The 20,703-nt window shown below is 32.4% G+C and carries 14 protein-coding genes and 1 riboswitch; of the genes, 3 read left to right on the forward strand and 11 right to left on the reverse strand.

Annotation, left to right across the window (positions count from 1 at the left end):
- The first annotated feature begins 104 nt into the window (after positions 1-104).
- Positions 105-2,198 carry a Na+/H+ antiporter gene (locus tag DFR54_RS01520; protein WP_114288601.1) on the forward strand — a complete coding sequence of 698 codons (2,094 nt, stop codon included), beginning with the start codon at positions 105-107 and terminating at the stop codon, positions 2,196-2,198.
- 37 nt (positions 2,199-2,235) lie between these two features.
- Here DFR54_RS01520 and DFR54_RS01525 read toward each other — a convergent pair whose 3' ends face one another.
- The 8 genes from DFR54_RS01525 to mnmA form a co-directional block, all read right to left on the reverse strand.
- Positions 2,236-4,596 (reverse strand): DNA translocase FtsK, encoded by a 2,361-nt coding sequence (locus DFR54_RS01525; RefSeq protein WP_114288602.1) that lies wholly within the window; start codon positions 4,594-4,596, stop codon positions 2,236-2,238.
- A 60-nt stretch (positions 4,597-4,656) separates the two neighbouring features.
- Complete coding sequence (locus DFR54_RS01530) at positions 4,657-6,039, reverse strand: aldehyde dehydrogenase family protein (RefSeq protein WP_114288603.1); 1,383 nt, start codon at positions 6,037-6,039, stop codon at positions 4,657-4,659.
- Between the two features lie 77 nt (positions 6,040-6,116).
- Positions 6,117-8,192: a DNA topoisomerase 3 gene (locus DFR54_RS01535; protein ID WP_114288604.1), complete on the reverse strand. Its 2,076-nt coding sequence runs from the start codon at positions 8,190-8,192 to the stop codon at positions 6,117-6,119.
- The gene (locus DFR54_RS01540; RefSeq protein WP_114288605.1) at positions 8,140-8,499 is read right to left on the reverse strand and encodes a DUF1033 family protein; all 360 of its coding nucleotides are present in this window, start codon (positions 8,497-8,499) and stop codon (positions 8,140-8,142) included. The genes DFR54_RS01535 and DFR54_RS01540 overlap by 53 nt, the downstream gene beginning before the upstream one ends.
- A 125-nt stretch (positions 8,500-8,624) precedes the next feature.
- The gene (gene mgtA / locus DFR54_RS01545; protein WP_249033354.1) at positions 8,625-11,225 is read right to left on the reverse strand and encodes a magnesium-translocating P-type ATPase; all 2,601 of its coding nucleotides are present in this window, start codon (positions 11,223-11,225) and stop codon (positions 8,625-8,627) included.
- 19 nt (positions 11,226-11,244) lie between these two features.
- Positions 11,245-11,373 carry a hypothetical protein gene (locus DFR54_RS13440; RefSeq protein WP_267908787.1) on the reverse strand — a complete coding sequence of 43 codons (129 nt, stop codon included), beginning with the start codon at positions 11,371-11,373 and terminating at the stop codon, positions 11,245-11,247.
- Positions 11,374-11,528: 155 nt separating this feature from the next.
- The gene (locus DFR54_RS01550) at positions 11,529-11,954 is read right to left on the reverse strand and encodes a GNAT family N-acetyltransferase (protein WP_126808984.1); all 426 of its coding nucleotides are present in this window, start codon (positions 11,952-11,954) and stop codon (positions 11,529-11,531) included.
- 157 nt (positions 11,955-12,111) lie between these two features.
- Positions 12,112-12,280, reverse strand: a riboswitch (M-box (ykoK) riboswitch).
- Positions 12,281-12,342: 62 nt separating this feature from the next.
- On the reverse strand, positions 12,343-13,470 hold the full coding sequence (mnmA, locus tag DFR54_RS01555) for a tRNA 2-thiouridine(34) synthase MnmA (protein ID WP_114288608.1): 1,128 nt from the start codon (positions 13,468-13,470) through the stop codon (positions 12,343-12,345).
- Between the two features lie 289 nt (positions 13,471-13,759).
- Between mnmA and DFR54_RS01560 the strand changes: the two genes are divergently transcribed.
- On the forward strand, positions 13,760-14,944 hold the full coding sequence (locus DFR54_RS01560; RefSeq protein WP_114288609.1) for a multidrug effflux MFS transporter: 1,185 nt from the start codon (positions 13,760-13,762) through the stop codon (positions 14,942-14,944).
- Positions 14,945-15,045: 101 nt separating this feature from the next.
- On the opposite strand, the gene DFR54_RS01565 is transcribed toward DFR54_RS01560, so the two are convergent.
- The 3 genes from DFR54_RS01565 to DFR54_RS01575 all read right to left on the reverse strand — a co-directional run bounded on the left by DFR54_RS01565 (position 15,046) and on the right by DFR54_RS01575 (position 19,377).
- Positions 15,046-15,489 carry a hypothetical protein gene (locus tag DFR54_RS01565; protein WP_114288610.1) on the reverse strand — a complete coding sequence of 148 codons (444 nt, stop codon included), beginning with the start codon at positions 15,487-15,489 and terminating at the stop codon, positions 15,046-15,048.
- A gap of 265 nt (positions 15,490-15,754) precedes the next feature.
- Entirely contained in the window at positions 15,755-16,117 is a 363-nt protein-coding gene (locus DFR54_RS01570; RefSeq protein ID WP_114288611.1) for a YrvL family regulatory protein, read from the reverse strand.
- A 92-nt stretch (positions 16,118-16,209) separates the two neighbouring features.
- Positions 16,210-19,377, reverse strand: coding sequence for a type I restriction endonuclease subunit R (locus DFR54_RS01575; RefSeq protein WP_114288612.1), 3,168 nt, complete (start codon positions 19,375-19,377; stop codon positions 16,210-16,212).
- A 116-nt stretch (positions 19,378-19,493) separates the two neighbouring features.
- Here DFR54_RS01575 and DFR54_RS01580 point away from each other — a divergent pair, with 116 nt between their 5' ends.
- Entirely contained in the window at positions 19,494-20,684 is a 1,191-nt protein-coding gene (locus tag DFR54_RS01580; protein WP_211315039.1) for a restriction endonuclease subunit S, read from the forward strand.
- The last annotated feature ends 19 nt before the right edge of the window (positions 20,685-20,703 follow it).

Here is a 20,703-nt window from a genome sequence, read left to right on the forward strand (position 1 = left end):
TTTTTGTAAGATTCATTTTTTGTCGGATTAAATGACTAAAAAAGATTAATAAAAACGCCTATTTTTTGATATAATATGATAGAAATAACAATTGGAGGTGTTTTATGGCAGTATTAGAAACGACGATATTACTCGTTTTACTTGTAATTATTTCTAACATAATTAGCCATTACTTGGTCTCGATTCCTACGGCCTTAATCGAAATAGCAATCGGTGTTGTTGCAGCACTTATATTAAACTTAAATATAGAGCTTGAAACAGATTGGTTCATGTTACTCTTTGTTGCGCCACTTCTTTATAGTGACGCCAAACATTTTCCTAAAAAAGAACTTTGGGAAATGCGAGCCCCGATTTTCGCTAATGCTATTTGGTTAGTTTTTTTAACAACTATATTAGGTGGTTTCCTAATTAATTTCTTTGTAGCAGAAATTTCGCTACCTCTATCTTTTGCACTTGCTGCAGTTTTATCTCCCACTGATCCCGTTGCTGTTCAAGGGATTGCCGAACAAGTTAAATTACCAAAACGAATTTTAAGTTTAATTAGTGGTGAGAGTTTGATTAATGACGCTAGTGGTTTAATTGCCTTTAAATACGCATTAGCTGCCTTTTTAACCAGCCAATTTTCATTTAAAGAAGCTTCGACTGATTTTCTTTATATGGCAATTGTTGGTGCGATCATTGGTTACGCATTATCTAAATTTATGTATTTCTTAGAAGTTGCCCTCTTAAGACAAGGGATTCAAGATGTTATTTTACATACTTCAGCTCAAATACTAACACCTTTTATTATCTTCATCGCCGCTGAATTAATTCACGCATCAGGAGTTATCGCCGTTGTTGTAGCTGGTGTCGTTGCGATTCAACAAGAACCATTATCTCGTGGTCAATACTCAGAGATTAAACTTGTGACTAACAAAGTCTGGGATATTATTATTTATCAACTTAACGGGATAGTCTTTGTTGTTTTAGGTGCTTCTCTGCCAATGGCTATGCGCTCAGCAATTATTGATCCATCTATTAATAACTACACTTTAATTTTCTACGTTATTATTATCTGGATGATTTTACTATTAATTAGAACATTTTGGTCATATGGCTATATGTGGATGTCTTACAAAAAATCTAAAAACATGATTAATGCCAAACCTAAATTCTATACAGCTCTTTTAGCAGGTTTAACAGGCGTACGTGGTGCGATTACTATGGCGATGGTTTTATCAATTCCTTTCTTCTTACCAAATGGAGAAATTTTTAAAGAACGTTATTTAGTTATCTTCTTAGCCAGTGGTGTTATTTTAATGAGTTTAATTGTTGCAGTTATTACTCTGCCTTTCTTAACTAAGAAAAAAACTCGTTTAATTTTAACTGGTGACGAGGCATTTATGGATACCGATGAATTAGAGAGTGATTCAGACTTATCTGAAATAGAAGCTAAAAAATTAATGACTAAAAAAGCGATTAGGACATTGAGAAGTGATATTAACAATGACAATCGTACTGTTGTGACAGATTTGTTAAATGATTTAGATAATCAATTGAAACATTTATACTTAGATGATGATATTACCTCTAATGAAGTTTATCATCAGATTGAAGTGGAGTATCGTAGCATTGCTGTTCAAAGTGAGTTCAAAGCGGTTATGACATTGATTGAAGAAAATGATTTTTCTCAAGTTTTAGTTCGCAATTACTTACAAATGTTGAACTATAAAAAACGAGCACATAACACAAATATCTCAATTGTGATGAAACAATCACTTTACCGCGCTCGACGTAAGACAAAAAAATTATTTGTTAAAACATTTTTACGTCAAAATTACCGACCACAAATTGATAATGCAGAAGTTATTTTGTTAGAAAATGAAAGTTCAAAAGAAGCAATTAAAACTTTAAAAACGATTCACGAACAGTTAAATCCAAATGACCCACATTATAATTTGCGAAATTCGATTTTACATCTGATTATATTAGAGTATAAGAGTAAGATTGACCGTATCAAAAATTATCAAATGCGTCAGCAAGAAGCTTATCAAACAACTTATCAAGAGTATTTCTTAAAAACCCTCGATGAGGAGCGAAGCGTGATTCAATCATTACTTGAGCAAGGTAAAATTTCTAATGATCTTGCTAACCAATTAAGACAAAGTGTTAACTACAATGAAACAACCTTTATCCAAGGTGCTGTAGATGTTCACTAAAAAAGAGATTGACCTAAAATTAAAGGTCAATCTCTTTTTATTCATCTATAAATTCATTTTCATCAGGAATAAAGGTCATTAAAACTTTTCTTGGTTTACTTCCTTCCGATGGACCTACAACTCCGTGCTCTTCTAGCTCATCAATTAAACGAGCAGCTCGGTTATAACCGATTCTAAAACGACGTTGTAATAAAGAGATACTAGCAGTTTGCATTTCTACAATTAAAGCTTTGGCTTCTTCAAAATACTCGTCCACTGAAGAATTACCTCCACCATTACTTGTTTCTACTTCATCTGTTGGCATCATGTGTTCTTGGTAATCTGCCTCTTGCTGGCTTGTTACAAACTCAACAATATTTTCTACTTCTTGATCTGAAATAAAAGCACCTTGGACACGAATTGGTTTATTTTCACCCATTGGCACAAATAGCATATCTCCACGGCCAAGTAATTTTTCAGCACCATTACCATCAATAATCGTGCGTGAGTCAATCCCACTTGAAACAGCAAAAGCAATACGAGAAGGAACGTTAGCTTTAATAATCCCAGTAATAACATCGACACTTGGACGTTGAGTTGCTAGAATCATATGAATTCCAGCTGCTCGAGCCATTTGTGCTAACCTGATAATCGCGTCTTCCACTTCATTACTTGCTACCATCATTAAATCAGCTAACTCATCTACAATAACAACAATATAAGGAAGTAATGATTTATTTTCGCCAGTTTCTTGATTATGACGCTTAACCATGTCATTGTATCCACCCATGTTACGTACACCAAATCCTGCAAACAATTCGTAACGGCGCTCCATCTCCTCAACTACTTTTTGCAATGCTTGAGCAGCTTTTCGAGGATTTGTTACAACCGGAGTTAACAAATGCGGCACACCATTGTAAACATTTAACTCAACCATTTTGGGGTCGATCATCATCAACTTAACTTGATTTGGTTTAGCTTTCATTAACAAGCAAGAAATAATCCCGTTAATACAAACTGATTTCCCACTACCTGTTGAACCAGCAATTAGTAAGTGAGGCATCTTAGTTAAATCAGCAGACATCACATCTCCTGAAATACTTCTTCCAAGTGGTACTTCAAGTAATTTATCCGGGTCACTTTTTTGAGACTCAATGACATCTCTAAAAGAAACCATACTAGTTGTTTGATTTGGTACTTCAATTCCAATTAAAGATTTCCCTGGAATTGGTGCTTCCATTCGAATATCTTTTGCTGCTAAAGCAAGAGCTAAATCATCAGTTAAACCAACAATTTTACTGACCTTTACACCAACAGCTGGTTGGATTTCAAATTTTGTAACTGATGGTCCAAGACTTGCACGAACTACCTTAGCATCTACACCAAAACTATCAAAGGTTCTCTCTAAAACTTGGACATTTTTTTCTACTAATTTATATTCTTTACTTTGGTCTGTTAAAGGAATTTCATTTAATAAATCAATTCCTGGTAACACATAATCAATATTTTCTACTTCTTCTGGAATATCAAAATCCAGTAGTTGCTCTTTCTCTTTTAATTCTTCAACAGGTTTTTCAGCTGCTTTTTTACTACGACTGATTTGCTCTTTATTGTAGCTATCTTGGTAACTATCTATTTCTAAAGTCATTTGCTCTTGTTCAACTTCAATAGGTGCATCTTGGCTTTCTTGAGCTAACTTTTCACCTGGTGATAATTCTCTAACTGAGTTTTCAGAAAGTTTCTTCTTCTCTTTCTGAGTTTTCAGCTTTTTTTTTTCCTCTTGACGCTCCGAAAGTTGTTGTTTTTTTTCATCCATACTCTCAGCAGCACTGCCACCCCAAGTACGAACCTTTTCAATCACATCATTTAAACCAATGTTTAAAAATAAAAGTGCTCCTGATCCCATAGCAATAAATGAAATCACATAAGAACCAAATTTTGAAACTAAAAAGTAAGTTACACTATAAAGCGTGGCACCAATCATTCCACCACCAACAGATTGACTGATTTGATTGGTTTTAATTTCGGCATAAATTTTTTGCCATGTTAAGGAAATAATTGCTGTATCGCGATTGATTTGTTTAAACAAACCAATTTCAATAAATAATAACACGCCTAAATAAAAAATTAAGCCACCAATCCAAATGGTTTTACGTTTGAACTTTGGGTCTTTCCCCATAAAAAGTAACAGAACTCCATAAATAACTAGTAAGACTGACATCACTCTGAAAGTATTACCTACTAGGAAACGGAAAACATTGGCCATTAAAATCCCTAAAAACCCAAGTTTCAAACCACCAATAATTCCAAAGACAATAAAGCCAATACCAATTAAAAAGTAGGTTGTTTTTTCTTGTTGTAATTTTTGTTTTTTTGTTGGGGCCTTAGCTTTAGCTTTCCCTTGCTTTTTCTTTGCCATACACAAACTCCTCACTTGAATCACTCATAATTATATACTAAATAATTATCTTTTGTGAAATTAGTTAAAAAATGATCGAATCGTATTATCTTTCTCCTTCGTAAAGGGAGGAAACATAACTGGGATTCTAAATATAGTTGATCTTTTTAAGACTGATTTAGTATAAGTAAAACTCTCTAAGGTTTTAATCCCGTGATAACTTCCCATACCTGATGGACCAACGCCACCAAATGGCAGATGTTCATTTGATAAATGTAACAGTGTATCATTCACAGTTGCTCCACCGTAATCTAGTGTTTCAAGTAAAAAATCAAGTTCTTCTTTATTACTTGAAAATGGATAAAAGGCTAACGGTTTACCATAAGATTTAATAAACTTAACTGCTTCATCTAATTCATTATATCCAATCACAGGTAAAATAGGGCCAAAGATTTCTTCTTCCATCGTCCAAAGTTTATCATCTAAATCAGCAGACAAAATAGTTGGCTCCAAATACTTTTCCTCAAAGTCATAGCCGCCACCTTGAAAAACAAACAATTTATCCTTATCAAGTTGATTTAATAAGCGAACCATGTTACGTTCATTAATCATGCGCCCAAAATCTCTGGAATTTTTAGGATTAACGCCGTAAAAATCACTTAGTTTGTTTTTTAGTAGTTTTAAAAATTCTGTCTTCACACTTTCGTCGATTAAACAATAATCAGGTGCTACACAGGTTTGACCTGCATTAACAAATTTCCCCCATAAAATTCTTTCAACAGCTACTTCTAAATCAGCATATTTACTAACAATAACAGGACTTTTACCACCTAATTCAAGAGTTACTGGTGTTAAATTTTCTGCGGCTTTTTTTAAAACAATTTTCCCTACTCGAGTACTTCCAGTGAAAAATATTTTATCAAAAGGATATTCTAATAACTCAGTGTTTACCTCTTTACTACTAGTTGTAAAAAATAGATAGTCTTTATCGAAAGCTTCTTCAATTAAAACTTTTAACACATAATTAGTTGCTTGAGTATGTTCAGACATACCAACAATCGCAGTATTACCACCTGCGATAGCACCAATTAAAGGGTCTAGAGTTAGAAGTACTGGATAATTAAACGGCGATAAAATTAATGTATTACCATAAGGTGCTTGCTCAGTATAACTTCTTGCTGGCAATAAAAAGAAAGGCGTTTTAACACGTCTTTTGCCACCCCATTTAGGTAGTTTTTTTATCATCTCATCTAAGTGACGATACACTAATCCAATTTCAGTCATAAAACTCTCAGTTCTATGTTTACCTAAATCATCAGATAGAGCATCTATTAATTCTTCTTCATATCTTCTAACTTGATTTTTCAATTTTTTTAGTTGCTCAATACGATATGGTATTGATTTTGTTTTTCCAGTCTCATAAAACTGGCGTTGTTTTTCAATTACTTCAATTATCTCTTCCACAAAAACAACCCCCTATTGTGACATTATATCATGTTTTCATGAAAAAAGACTAAGCCAAAAGCCCAGTCTTTGTTCTTTTATTTATTTTCCATTGCTGCTTTTAAAGCTAATGCTAATGGACTTTCTTCTTCTTCTTGTTGATTGATTTGTTTCATTAGACGATTTGTTTCATGTTTCGTCATTTTTTTGTTCTTTTTACCTTTTCCATCCATCTTCTCAGTAATATTACAGTTCTTACATTTGAAGTAAGCACCATTTTTATTTTCTAAGATCTCCATCTTTTTCTTACACTGAGAACAACGTTTGTTTGATAGTTTAGGGTCTTTACGACGACGATATGAACAAGAGTCACTACTACACACATAAATTTTACCATCTCTAGTGTTTTTCTCTCTTAACTTACTACCACAATCAGGACAGTCTTTAGTTGTTAGTGAGTGATCCACATAATTATCTTCACTCATTTTAATTTCTTTCACTAAACGATGAGTTTCTTCTTCTATCTCTTTTATGAATGTTTTGTAAGAAAGTTTGCCGCCAGCAATTTTTTCAAGAGAAATTTCCCATTTTTGTGTTAACTCTGGTGTGACTAATGAAGGATTAACTAAAGTCAGTAACTGTTTACCCTTTGGCGTCACAGCTAGTTTACTATTTTGTCTCTCCATTAATTCTGAACTAATTAATTTTTCAATAATTTCAGCTCTAGTAGCTGGTGTTCCCAAGTTATGTTTTTCCATTTGTCCCAGTAAAGTACCTTCATTCAAAGGAGCTGGTGGTGTCATTAATTCTTTGTTAATCACAAAATGACTTGGTAGTATTTGTCCAACTTTAAAATCAACATCTTTTTTAACTGCAACAGACTCTTTTTTCCAACCTTGCTCTTTGACTTTGGTTTGCTTAAAGATAAAGATACTACCTTTAACCTCAGCTGTAACTGTTTGAGTCGTTGAAACAAATGGCTCTTCAAATAACCCTAAAAATCTCTCAACAATCAAACGATAAATTCTTAATTCTTCATTATCTAATTTTTCAAGTCGTGGTGCTTGCTCAGTTGGAATTAATCCATGATGATCTGTTACTTTTTTATCTTGGAAAACACTCTTTTGGAGAACTGTTCCACCATTTCGAATGATTCCTTTAACTCTCTGACTATCCATGACTGTAACTGCGTGTAAACGGTCCTTCATGGTCTGCTTTAAGTCAGTTGTTAGATACTTAGAGTCTGTTCTTGGATAAGTAACAATTTTATGAGTTTCATATAAACGTTGAATAATAGATAAGGTTTTTTTTGCTGAATATTGAAAACGTGCATTAGCTTCTCGTTGCATTTCTGTTAAGTCATAAGGTAATGGTGCACTTTCTTTTTTCTCTTTTTCCTTAATATCAACAACTTTAACCGCTGTCTTTTCAAATGATTTTACTAATTCTTCTAGAGCTTCACGTTCTTTATACTGACGTGGATTTTTTAGTTGTAATTTACCTGTTATATTTTGGTATTTTAAATCAAGAGTAAAATATGATTCTGGTTTAAAACTTTCTTGTTTTTCTTCTTGTCGTCTCACCATTGCTAGAGTTGGCGTTTGAACACGACCTGCTGATAAACTATCTTTGTATTTAACAGTTAAAGCCCGTGTCACGTTTAATCCCACTAACCAATCAGACTCAGCTCTTGCAATGGCTGAATAATACAAATCATCATACATCTGACTTGGTTTTAAATTTTTGAAACCATCTTTAATCGCTTTGTCTGTTTGAGAAGAAATCCATAAACGTTTAACTGGTTTTTTAAATTTAACATACTGTAAAATCCATCTTGCAACAAGCTCTCCTTCTCGCCCCGCGTCTGTTGCAATAACAGCTTCTGAAACATCTGCTCTATTTGCTAAATGACTAATAGCTTTAAGTTGTGGTCTTGTTTTTGGAAGTGGCTTAATACCGCTATGTTTAGGTATCATTGGTAGAGTATTCATATCCCAATTAGCCCATTCTTTATTGTAATCTTCTGGCATTTTTAATCCTAATAAATGACCTAATGCCCACGTTACAATCACGTTTTTACCTTCAATATAATTTTTACTCTTTTTAGTTGCACCAAGAACTTTAGCTATGTCTCGAGCAACACTTGGTTTTTCCGCAATTATTAATTGTTTCATCTTTTTTACATTCTCCATCATCTATTTTTTGATAATTTTTTAAAATCATGATGCCTTTATAGGCTTGTAATTCTTCATCACAGTCATCACAATAAATTAATTCTCCTTCGTGCCAAAACGCTGACATAAAAGGTTCTTTTTCTCTCATTTTTTCATATTCTTTACTGTATTTACTCACTAATTCATCATAGTAATCTTTGGCTGCGTGAAATTTATCAAATGTTTTTTCTTCTATTATATCTTCTTGCCAATCTTCAAAAAACCACCAAGGTTCATTTTCTCCGTACATCGTTATGACTTGAAACATTTACTCAGCCTCCTCGCTCGCTTAATAGTATAACATAATCATTTTTTTCAAGCAGTTTTTCTAGCTTAAAAAAAGAGTTAAGTGAAGCTTTCCCTCACTTAACTCTTTTTATAGATAACTAAATCTTATAGTAGTTCACCAAAACGTTTCACGTAAATTTTCTTAATAAACATAACTAATACTAGGTAAGCAACAATTGTAATTGCTAGGAATCCCCAGTAATTAGATGGTAGTGGCGCTAAACCTAAGTTTTCGCCAAATGCTGTAAATGGTAACACTGTACCAATTGCAATACCTAAAGATGTTACTGTTGTTAAAATGAATGATGCATTACTTTGTAAGAATGGCATTTTCGGTGTTCTTAATGTATGAATTACTAATGTTTGTGACCATAGAGACTCTACAAACCATCCAGCATGGAACACTGCGATAAATAATGCTTGTTGCTCAGGATTTAATGTATGGAATGAACCACCTGCAACAGCTGGACAAATAACAAAGTACATTAAAGCATAAGTTGTAATATCAAAAATTGAACTTGTTGGTCCTAACCATTTCATAAATGAACCAATACTTGTTGAATCCCATTTTTTAGGTTCTTCTAGATACTCTTTATCCATGTTATCCCAAGGAATAGACATACAAGAAATATCATAGATTAAGTTAAGGAATAGTAACTGTAGTGGTAACATTGGTAAGAAAGGTAAGAAAATACTTGCTACAACAACAGAGAACATGTTACCAAAGTTTGAGCTGGCAGTCATTTTAACATATTTCATAATGTTACCAAAAATAGTACGTCCTGATAGAATACCACGCTCTAAAATCATTAAATCTTTTTCAAGTAAAATAACATCTGCAGATTCTTTTGCAATATCAACTGCCGTATCAACTGAGATACCTACATCTGCTTCTTTCATTGCAGGCGCATCATTGATTCCATCTCCCATAAAGCCAACCGTATGACCTGCTTCACGTAAGACGCGAACTAATCTTGTCTTTTGAGCTGGAGATAATTTAACAAAAATATTGTATTTTTCTGCTACTTTTGTTAACTCTTCATCAGTCATTTTAGACAACCCACTACCTGTAATTAACTCTTCTGCTTCTAAGCCAACTTGTTTACAAACTGATTTAGTGACTAAAGCATTGTCCCCTGTTAAAACTTTTACGCCAACACCGTGAGTTTTAAGAGCTTCAAGTGCATCTTTAGTTGTTTCTTTTGGAGGGTCAAGGAAAGCAAGGTAACCAATTAAGACCATTTCACTTTCATCTTTAACAGAAAATTCACCTACAACACTTGGGTTAGTTTTTTGAGAAACGGCAATTACACGTAAACCATCTTCATTTAATTCGTCAACTGTTTCTAAAATCTTATTTTTTAACTCTTCTGTTAATGGCATTACTTTGCCTTTGTAGTCTACAAAGCTTGAAATTTCAAGCATTTCTTCAACGGCACCTTTAGTAATCATTTGAGTTTTACCATTTTTATCTTCAATTACAACACTCATACGACGACGTTGGAAATCAAATGGAATTTCATCTACTTTGTCATAATATTCAACATTAATGTTTAACTCTTCTTCAGCAGATTCAATAATCGCTTTATCCATTAAGTTTTTTAAACCTGTTTGATAGTAACTATTAAAGAAGGCATGGCGCAGAACACGCTCATCTTCTTTACCATCTAAATCTAAATGATACTCTAAAATTATTTTATCTTGTGTCAATGTACCAGTTTTATCTGTACATAAAATATCAATAGCACCAAAATTTTGAATGGAGTTTAAGTTTTTAATAATTGTTCCTTTTTTCGCCATTGTTGAAGCACCTTTTACAAGGTTAGTTGTCACGATCATTGGTAACATCTCAGGTGTTAAACCAACTGCAACTGATAAACCAAATAGGAAAGCTTCTAACCAATCACCTTTAGTCAGACCATTAATTAAAAATACTGTTGGCGCCATAACTAACATGAAACGGATTAATAACCATGACGTTTTACTAATACCAATATCAAAACTTGTTAAGGTTTTTGTTTCAGAAACATCACGAGCGATTTGCCCAAATAACGTTTTATTCCCAACAGAAACAATCATACCACGAGCACTACCACTAACTACGTTACTACCCATATAAGCAATATTTTCTAAATCAGTTTCACTCGCATGTTCTACCATTTCGTAATGAGCTGTTTTTTCAACCGGATAACTTTCACCAGTCATTGCAGCTTGAGAAACGAATAAATCTTTTGTTTGAGTTAGTCTCATATCAGCTGGAATCATATCACCTGCTGATAACTTAATCATATCTCCACAAACAATGTCTTCAATTGGCAACTCTAGTTCTTCACCTTTACGGAAGACTGTCGCTGTTACTTTTACTAGGTTACCTAATTTTTCAGCAGCGTTATTTGATTTAACTGACTGAATTAAAGTCATTGTTCCACTTAAAATAACCATTGCAGCAATAATTAAAACACCTGTTAAATCTTTTTCATCAACTGCTGCAATCACATAATCAGTAAAAAATGAAATAATTGCTAATGTAATTAAAACAATTGTGAATGGTGTGAAATACGCTTTTAATACCTCAACAATTAAAGGTGTTTTTTTGCCGTGTGAGATAACATTTTCACCGTATTTTTCTCTAGACTCACTAGCTTGTTGATTAGTTAAACCTTTTTGTGAGCTATTAAAGCTTCTTAATAAATCATCAACTGGCATTTTTGATACTTCTTCATAATTAATGTTGTTTTTTTGAACTAATTTTTCTTTGTTTTGAACCATCTTTCTTTACCTTCTTTCCATAAAATACTACCCATAGAGAACAACCAATTCCAATAAATAATATAAAACACATTATCTCTGACATGTTGTTTCCTCCTAACTAAGAAGGGTTCTTTAGAAATGAAAAGGTGTAAGAAGCACTAAGGCTATCCTTTAGAAACAAATAGACAATAATAATTTATTTCTGACACTTTTATGTTATTTAAAGAACCCTGTTGACTCGGCGGCCTCTGACTACTGTCATCCATTTGTTTCCATCTCCTTCACTTTTTCTTTGATTTCTAAAACTTTTGTAAATTCTTTGATTTGTACGCGTCCGATTTTATATTGTTTATGGTTTGTTTGATAACCTAACTTTTCATAAAATCTCCAAGCGGACTCTCTACCTGTTAGAAAAACTTGTTCAAATCCTAATTCTTGTGCTAAGTCTTCAGCGAAGGCGATTAATTTTTGTCCCATACCTTGTCCTTGCATACTCTCACAAATAGCCACTTGTTCAATTTGTGCCATCTTTTTACTTTTTCTAGAAAGCATTAACGTTCCCACAACTTCATCGTTATTTAATACGACAATATGCCAGTTATCTTTTTCCTCTAAGGGAAGCTCTTGAATTAATTCTTTTCCAGACGTTTTTTTCAGTAGATTATTTCGTAGATGAATTCCCATCCAATATTCTACACTACCAAAATATGTTAATTTTAGTGTTACAGTTTTACCATTGTCATCACTCCTTTTTGTTATTAAATAAATTTGAACATGTAAAAAACCTCTCGCCAAAAACTCGACGAGAGGTTTGAAGTCATCACTAAATAAGACATCGTATGTAAAGATCCAATCGTTGAGTTTTAGCACTATACAACGTAAAAGCCTAAGCTTTAGCTACGTTAAGAAGAACCTTATATCGATAATTCCTGTTATACCCATTGGTGTCTCTCGACGTTTTTGGGCAGTAGCCTATGTTTGTATAGGAGCCTCACCTAACAAATCTATTTAATTGTTTAACACAAGCACTATAAATCATTTTTAAATAACTGTCAACCATAAACTTAAAAAATTATACATATTGTCTAATTTTTTCTTCGCTAATGGCTGCATCAATTAGTCCGCCACCTAAACACTCGTCTCCATTGTAAAAGACAACTGCTTGTCCTGGTGTGATGGCACGAACTGCTTCATCAAAAATGACTGTAGCTTTTGTTTGATCGTCATTTAAAATAACAGTTACTCCTGTATCTTGTTGACGGTAACGGAATTTAGCCGTACATTTAAATTCTTTTGGCATTGGTGTATCCACTGTAAAGTGAACTTCACTTGCTTCAAGACTTGTTGCATACAAATGCTCATGATGAAAACCTTGTCCAACTAATAACGTATTGGTTTCTAGTTCTTTTCCAACAACAAACCATGGCTCACTGTTATCACCTTGTCCACCACCGATTCCAAGACCTTGACGTTGCCCAATTGTATAATACATAAGGCCAGCATGATCACCTTTTACTTGTCCATCTAACGTCATCATTTTTCCAGGTTGTGCTGGTAAATATTTTCCTAAGAATTCTTTAAAGTTTTTCTCACCAATGAAACAAACACCAGTGGAATCTTTCTTTTGAGCTGTTGCTAGTTTTGCTTTTTTAGCAATCTCACGTACTTCTGATTTTTCCATATGTCCTAATGGAAACATTGTTTTAGCTAGTTGTTCTTGTGATAATTGACTTAAAAAATAAGTTTGGTCTTTATTATTATCAACACCTCTTAACATATGCACTGTGCCATCTTCATCACGCTTGATTTGAGCATAATGCCCCGTTGCAACATAATCAGCACCTAGTTGCATTGCATAGTCTAAAAAGGCTTTAAATTTAATTTCTTTATTACACATCACATCAGGGTTTGGTGTTCTACCTAAGCGGTATTCTGCTAAAAAGTACTCAAACACACGGTCCCAATATTCTTTTTCGAAGTTGACTGAGTAATAAGGTACACCAATTTGATTCGCAACTTTAGCTACATCCTTATAATCTTCAGTAGCCGTACATACGCCGTTTTCATCTGTGTCGTCCCAGTTTTTCATGAAGACACCGACTACGTCATATCCTTGCTCTTTTAGTAATAGTGCCGTTACAGAAGAATCAACGCCACCACTCATTCCAACAACAACACGAATTTTACTGTTATCGTTCATTAAATCACCATCATTTCTTTAGATTCTGAAATCTAGTACGATTTGAAGGTCGTAAATTTTCAGTGCCTCTATTATAAACATTTTTCTAAAGAAAATCACGCTTTTAATACTAATTTAATATAAAGTATTTTTACTTTACACTCTTATAATTTTCTGTTAGTCTGTGATGTGAATAAATAAGAAAGGGTGATTACCATGTCGACGTTAGAACAAATTAAGACCATGGTCCCTCCATTTCCCTTCAAAAGATGTTTTTTCCCTATAGTTTAAATTAATCGGAGGAATTAAATTGGAAAAAACATCGATAAAAAAACAACCCTCATTATTACTATTAATCTGTTTAGTGGGATTCCCACAAATAAGCGAAACGATTTTCACACCTTCACTACCTGAGATTGCAAGTAGCTATCAAGTCTCCATGAGTTCAGCTCAACTGACTTTAAGTATTTATTTTTTAGCTTTTGCTTTTGGCGTCTTCTTTTGGGGATGGCTATCAGATATTGTCGGCAGAAGACCTGCTATGATATATGGAATTGTTTTGTACGGAATTGGAAGTCTATTATGTTACACATCTCAAACAATTGAATTTTTACTTGTCGCTCGTTTCATTCAAGCTTTTGGTGCTAGTACAGGATCTGTTACAACTCAAACGATTTTGCGTGAAGCTTTTACTGGTAATAAACGTCACGAGTTATTTGCTCAAATTTCAGCAGCTTTAGCCTTTACACCAGCAGTTGGACCACTTATTGGTGGCTTTGTTGGCAACTACTTTGGGTTTAGAATTGTTTTCCTAACCTTAGTTTTAATGGCTCTAGCACTATTTGCCTATACAGTGACTTCATTACCTGAAACATTTGACGTTTCGAGTAGACAAAAAATAGCACTTTGGCCTATAGTGATTCGTTTCTTTAAAAACCCTAAAGTCTTAACTTACGGCTTTTTAATCGGAGCTATTAACGGCATTTTATTTAGTTATTATGCTGAAGCACCATTTATTTTTATTGAAAAATTTGGCTTATCACCTTCTATCTACGGATTTTTAGGAATTGTGATTGCTGGCGCTTCAATTTTAGGTGCTTTACTTTCTAAAAAGTTATTAAGTACTCACAAAGCTGAATGGATTATTAAATTAGGTCTTAGAATTATGTTACTTGGGTCAGTTCTTTTATTAATAAGTAGCTATACAAGTTTCCTACCTAAATGGATTCAATTTACTGCTATCTTAATCAGTATTTTTACCACTTTACTAGGAACTGGAACAGCTTTACCAAACTGTCTAAGTCTTGCTCTTGTTGATTTTCAAGATGTTATTGGCTCAGCTGGTGCTATTTTTAGCTTAGGTTATTACCTACTTGTTAGTCTAATTACATTTGGAATGAGTAGCTTACATAACGGAACACTTTATATTATGCCAATCTACTTTATTGGATTAGGTCTTGTGATGATGTTGTTAACTAAAAAATATATAAAATAAAGAAAACAGTTCAGAGCTTATCAAGGCTCTGAACTGTTTTTTATGTTATGACTATTTCTTTATCTAAATTTTGAAAAAACTAACTGATATTAACTAGAAATCTATATTTCTCTCTTTTTAACTAGATATATCAAACTTCCTAATATAAGGGAAACTCCTAAAAAGATTAAAAATAGAACACTTTTCGATAGGTAATGACTTGTATTATCATCCCAATCTGTTGCTCTTTTATCAATTTTATCCTTAAAATCATGTCTTTTCACTAATGGATTTGAATCAGTAGTAGATGCGTATAAAATTTTATTATTAAAAGCTGGATTTTTTCTTTTTATAGAGTAATCCTCTAGCACTAAATTAATATCTTCTAATTTATTTTTTTCTTTTATTCCTCTTACAACTTTATCATTACTAACTATTTTATTTTTTGTCTGTTCTCTAACATGCATACCATTTTGAAAAGTTGATAAAACATATACACCACTTAATATAAGAGTTGCTGAACAAAATAGTATGATTAATTTTGTTCCACTCAAGTTAAATTTCAAATTACTAATACCTGCCTTCCTTAATTGAAACAGATTTTATTTATTTAAATTCTACCTCTTAAAAAATTAATTATAACTATCATATCGGTATTAAATCAGTATTTATTAATAGACAAAAAAGAGTTAATTTTTTCTAAAAATAAAATAAGCGACAAAAACTGAATGTTTTTTGTCGCTTACAAAGATATTAAGTAAAAATAGTAAACATACTGATTTCATGACAAATCTGGCGCAAATTTAAAAATTTGTCGTATGTCATTTTACACTAATCGTAAAAATCATCATCATCTAGTAAATCAAGAATATATTCAACAAGTGTAAAAACTGTTGCAAGAATTAATAAAGTAATTGTACTAACAGATACTGAATCTAATAAACGGTCTGTCACATAAATTGCAAGTGACACTCTTAAAAAGTTCATCCAATAAGTATTATTCCACGCACTTGCTAATAATTCTATGATGTTATCAATGATAAATTCAATAAATAAATAGAGTATTAAAAATAAAAACAAAGATAGGTTGTTTTTGAAGTCTACTCCTACAAATTTAAATAAGCCTAATGTGGCTAAAATAATCCCTCCTAAAGGAATTATGGTTAATAGTATAGCTGTCAGTTGCTTTTTCATTCAATAAAAATCTCCCATAATTTTTCAATACCCTATTATATCAGTACAATAAAAAAAGACCTAGAAAATAATTTCTAAGTCAGCTGGTTATTTTATCTCAGTTCTTCAACAATCGGAACGATAACCGTTTCAAGTAACTCTTTCCAACTATTTTTTAACTGTCCATTATACTTCAATGGTTTTACATCTGGGTATTTTAAACGATATTCATCTAATCTACGACTTTTAGTAATTCCACTGATATTTGGTATTTCTGTCATGCCAATTTCGTACTGAACAGCAGATGTATGAAGCTGTTCTTCTGAAACGCACCATTCTTTGGAAAAATTACTGATAACCTGGTTGCTTTCTTCGGTAAAATATAATCTCTTAATAACAAAAATATCTTCATCAGAATCAACAATTTTATCATCAATATCATTCAGTATGCTTCGATAAATATTCTTAACAGACTCAACTTTATTCATCTTACTTAATGCTTCTTCAATTTCATCACGTATATCCGTACTGTGCGCTGAGTAAGTTCCAAGAAGCTTATTTATATATGCTGAATCTATATCGTAAAGTTTTGACACAGTATTAGCGAAAAATTCGATTTCAGACAACTCATCACCAACTATTTCTGGTGGTAGCTCCACCAATGACCCTTTAACTGTTTCATAATTAGCTTCTTCTTCCTTAACTAAGTCAACATTGTAATATGTTACATGTCGGTCACTTGGATTAACTGGTTCAGCATTTTCTAGTTCTTCATTATACTCATCATAAGTCACTAGGGCTTTGTAGGCATTATTTAAAGCTTGATAACTTTTTACATATTCAATTCTTTCTGAAACAGAATTATGTTCATCTACACCACTAGGAAAATCTTTAACCACTTCTTTAAAATTATCATATGCAGTGAAAAATTTAGATTTGCTCTCTTCATAACTTGGATATATCAAAGTATTTTTTTCTTGCTTATGTGAATATAAAGCAGTTGCTTCTTCTACATTATTTTCCATAGTTTTAGGATATCTGAAGGTCACAATCATTCCCTTTTCCTTTTCAGGATATGTTCTATTAGTTCTTGAGAAGGCTTGAATAAGATTTGCATAGCTCATAGTTCTGTCGACATATAAAGTCTGAATCGTTGGTGCATCAAATCCTGTTAGTAACCTATCTACAACAATTACTAAATCAAGATGATTGCCAAATTCTTTAAATTGACCTTTTTTTCGAGCTAAACGATTATTGATATCACCGTTGTAACGTTCAATTTCAGAAATATCCCAACTAGTATCATAATAACTATTGTACGCTTCAATAATTCCTTTCATTTCATCTTGTTTTCCTGAAGCATTCTCTTCATTTTCTTGTAAAGAATATGTAATAGCAATCCTTGGGAAATCTGAATCACTCATTGTTCGACCTTTTCTAAGATAGTTAGCCCCATAATTCTTTTCCATCCAATTTTCATCTTGAGTAAATTCTTTTATAAATTTGTAGTATTTTTTTGCCATCTCAATTGAATTGGTAGTTAAAATAGCTGATTTTTGAGGTCGACCATTTTTAAAGTTAAACTTCGTATAAGTATCGTTTGGTTTAAACATCATTTTAATAACTTCTTTTATATGATCATCTGTTTCGTATTGATTTGGTCTAAGATAGGCTTCTTTTTCAATTCCTGTCAGACCATCAATTAATCTACCTATCTCTTCATCACTTTTCTTCAAATATTTTTCATTTACTTGAAGTTGCTTATGAATAGAATCTAGTAGGCTTTCTTCTCTCACAGTATCTCGATGTTCCACTTGAAAACCTAATACAGCTTCATCTTCTAAAGCATTTTTTATTGTATAAGTATGTAAACAATCTCCATATTGGTCATCCGTTGTTCTAGCAAGTTGACCTTTAGCTTGTTTTTTATTAACTTCAAAAATAGGTGTTCCCGTAAATCCAAACCAAGTTGATTTAGGAAAATGTTTTTTGATTGCTTCCATACCTTCTGAACTCACAGCACGGTGACACTCATCCACTACAAAAACAATATGTTGCCCTTTTAACTTAGCAAAACGATTAGTTCCTTTTTCAAGCTCTTGTTTTTCAGCATATCTAATAGCTGACTCTAACTTTTGTCTTGTTGTTACAATAACAGTATTTGTATTACTCTCTGATAACAAAACTTTGCTAAGTTCCCTAGAACTACCAGTACCTACAATTAAGCTATTACTCTTCCCTTCTCCAGAGGAAATCCCTGTGTTGTATTCTGAAGCAAATTTAGTAAATTCACTCGTTGTTTGATTATCCAAATCTTTTCTATCAATCAACATGATTGTTCTATCTATTCCGGATTTTTTAGCTAATAATTTAGTCGAAACAAAACTAGTTAGTGTCTTTCCGCTACCAGTAGCATGCCAAACATAACCTGATTGATGTTTCATTGCCGATGTATATAAGGACTCAATAGCATGAATTTGATAGGGATGTAATACCATTAATACTTTATTGTCTTGATCCTCACTAACTATTGTGTAGTCAGCTATTAAACGATGAGCATCTGGAATATTTAGCATTTGCTTAACAAATTCATAAATATCATCAACTTTATCATTATTTTTTGTTCGCCAACTAAATATAAACTTTTTATGTAAATGTGATGGTAAAGCATTAGCAAAATATCGAGTAGTTTTCTCATTAGAAATAACAAATAATTGCAAAGTCGAAAAAATATTATTTCTAAACATACCTTCTTCTGCATATTTTTTTATTTGGTTAAACGCTTGATAAACACCATCTTTTGCACTAACCTGCTTTAATTCTATTTGAACAATCGGTAACCCATTGATTAATAATGTTACATCAAACCGTCTGTTACGATTGGATTCATCACTACTTGTTGCAATTTGATTAACAACTTCATAACTTGAAATTCCACCACCAAATTCTCTTGTAAAAAGAATAAATGATGCTTTACCTAAATCTCCATCTCTTTCAATTGTTAATCTGGCAATACCATTCTCCCCTTTTAACCATTTAGCTGCGTCAAAAGGTGTTCTTGTTCTATTGAGTAATTCCACTTTGATTCTCTCAAACTCCTCATCACTTAGAGGTGTATCATTTAATTCAGCTACATTATTTTGACTAATCTTCTGGCGTAAATTCTTCCAAAGATCTTCTTCTGATTTTATATCTTCACGGTAAGTCCATTGGTTTCTACCTTGACCTAAAACGTGAATTAATCTTTTTTCAACCTCTAACTCACTTTTTGTGTATTCCATCTAACTTGCCACCTTTTTTTCAGACTTTATATTAAAAATTTTATTTTTACGATAACCTATAAAAACTCTTTCAAAAACTATTATATCATTAACTTTTTATACATGTAGCTTATTTTTTGGTAGCTTGGGAACAGCGTAAGTTGAAAAATATTGCCAATTATCGGAATGGAAAAGCTCATGAAAAAGTTGAAGATATAAATGGAAAATTTACGATAATTAATTCAAGATTTATATCAATTGATGGTAAGGTTAAGAGACATACTAACGAACAAGTTGAGCCTATGCTTAAGGGAGAAATTGCTATGGTTTTAAGTGATTTACCGAATGGAAAAGCCTTAGCTAAAGTATTTCTTGTGGATAAAGATGAGAAATATACTTTAAATCAACGGATTGCAGGTATTACTCCTAAAGAAAATATGGATTCAATCTTTTTGAGCTATAGAATGAATCGAAACCCGTATTTTTTAAAATTTGATAGTGGAGTTTCTCAAACAAATTTATCTAAACCAGAAGTTGAAAATTTTGAGGCACTATACCCTAAAAAAGAAGAACAAACTAAAATCGGCAACTTTTTCAAACAACTAGACGAGACTATTACTCTTCAGGAACGTGAGTTAGAGCTTCTAAAACTTACAAAAAAGAGCTTTTTACAACAATTATTCCCTGAAACTAATCAACTATTTCCTAATATTCGTTTTGCAAACTTCCAAGATGAGTGGCAACAGCGTAAGTTTGAAGATATGTTAGATATAGAAAATGGCGTCAGAAGAGGTCCATTTGGTAGCGCACTAAAAAAAGAATTTTTTATAAAAAATAGTGATTATGTTGTATATGAGCAACAAAATGCAATTTATGATAATTATGAAACTAGATATAATATTTCAAAAGAAAAATTTGATGAGTTAAAAGTTTTTAAACTTTTAGAAAAAGATTTTATTATGAGTGGTGCTGGAACTATCGGAAGAATATCACGAGTTCCGAAAGGAATTAAACAGGGGGTATTTAACCAAGCTTTAATTCGATTTAGAATCAATGGCAAGATAACTGATGCTGAATATTTTATTCAATTTATTAGGGCTGAAAAAATGCAAAGAAAATTAACAGGAGCAAATCCTGGCTCTGCTATTACAAATTTAGTACCTATGTCTGAGGTGAAAAAGTGGGATATTTTGGTTCCGAAAGTTGAAGAACAAATCGAAATTGGTTTCTTCCTCAACAGACTAGATGAGGCTATTACTCTTCAAAAGAGAAAACTAGATAAATTAAAAAAAATGAAAAAATCTTTTCTTCAAAAAATGTTTATCTAGAAAAAATCCACCTAAATAG

It is taken from the genome of Vagococcus fluvialis (assembly GCF_003337315.1).
In the GTDB taxonomy this organism is placed as follows: Bacteria; Bacillota; Bacilli; order Lactobacillales; family Vagococcaceae; genus Vagococcus; species Vagococcus fluvialis.

Excerpts from the sequence above, each read along its gene's own strand:
- DFR54_RS01520 (WP_114288601.1), top strand. The coding sequence starts at position 105 with ATGGCAGTATTAGAAACGACGATATTACTCGTTTTACTTGTAATTATT.
- DFR54_RS01525 (WP_114288602.1), bottom strand. The coding sequence starts at position 4,596 with ATGGCAAAGAAAAAGCAAGGGAAAGCTAAAGCTAAGGCCCCAACAAAA.
- DFR54_RS01535 (WP_114288604.1), bottom strand. The coding sequence starts at position 8,192 with ATGAAACAATTAATAATTGCGGAAAAACCAAGTGTTGCTCGAGACATA.
- DFR54_RS01540 (WP_114288605.1), bottom strand. The coding sequence starts at position 8,499 with ATGTTTCAAGTCATAACGATGTACGGAGAAAATGAACCTTGGTGGTTT.
- mgtA (WP_249033354.1), bottom strand. The coding sequence starts at position 11,225 with ATGCCAGTTGATGATTTATTAAGAAGCTTTAATAGCTCACAAAAAGGT.
- DFR54_RS13440 (WP_267908787.1), bottom strand. The coding sequence starts at position 11,373 with ATGTCAGAGATAATGTGTTTTATATTATTTATTGGAATTGGTTGTTCT.
- DFR54_RS01550 (WP_126808984.1), bottom strand. The coding sequence starts at position 11,954 with ATGGGAATTCATCTACGAAATAATCTACTGAAAAAAACGTCTGGAAAA.
- mnmA (WP_114288608.1), bottom strand. The coding sequence starts at position 13,470 with ATGAACGATAACAGTAAAATTCGTGTTGTTGTTGGAATGAGTGGTGGC.
- DFR54_RS01570 (WP_114288611.1), bottom strand. The coding sequence starts at position 16,117 with ATGAAAAAGCAACTGACAGCTATACTATTAACCATAATTCCTTTAGGA.
- DFR54_RS01575 (WP_114288612.1), bottom strand. The coding sequence starts at position 19,377 with ATGGAATACACAAAAAGTGAGTTAGAGGTTGAAAAAAGATTAATTCAC.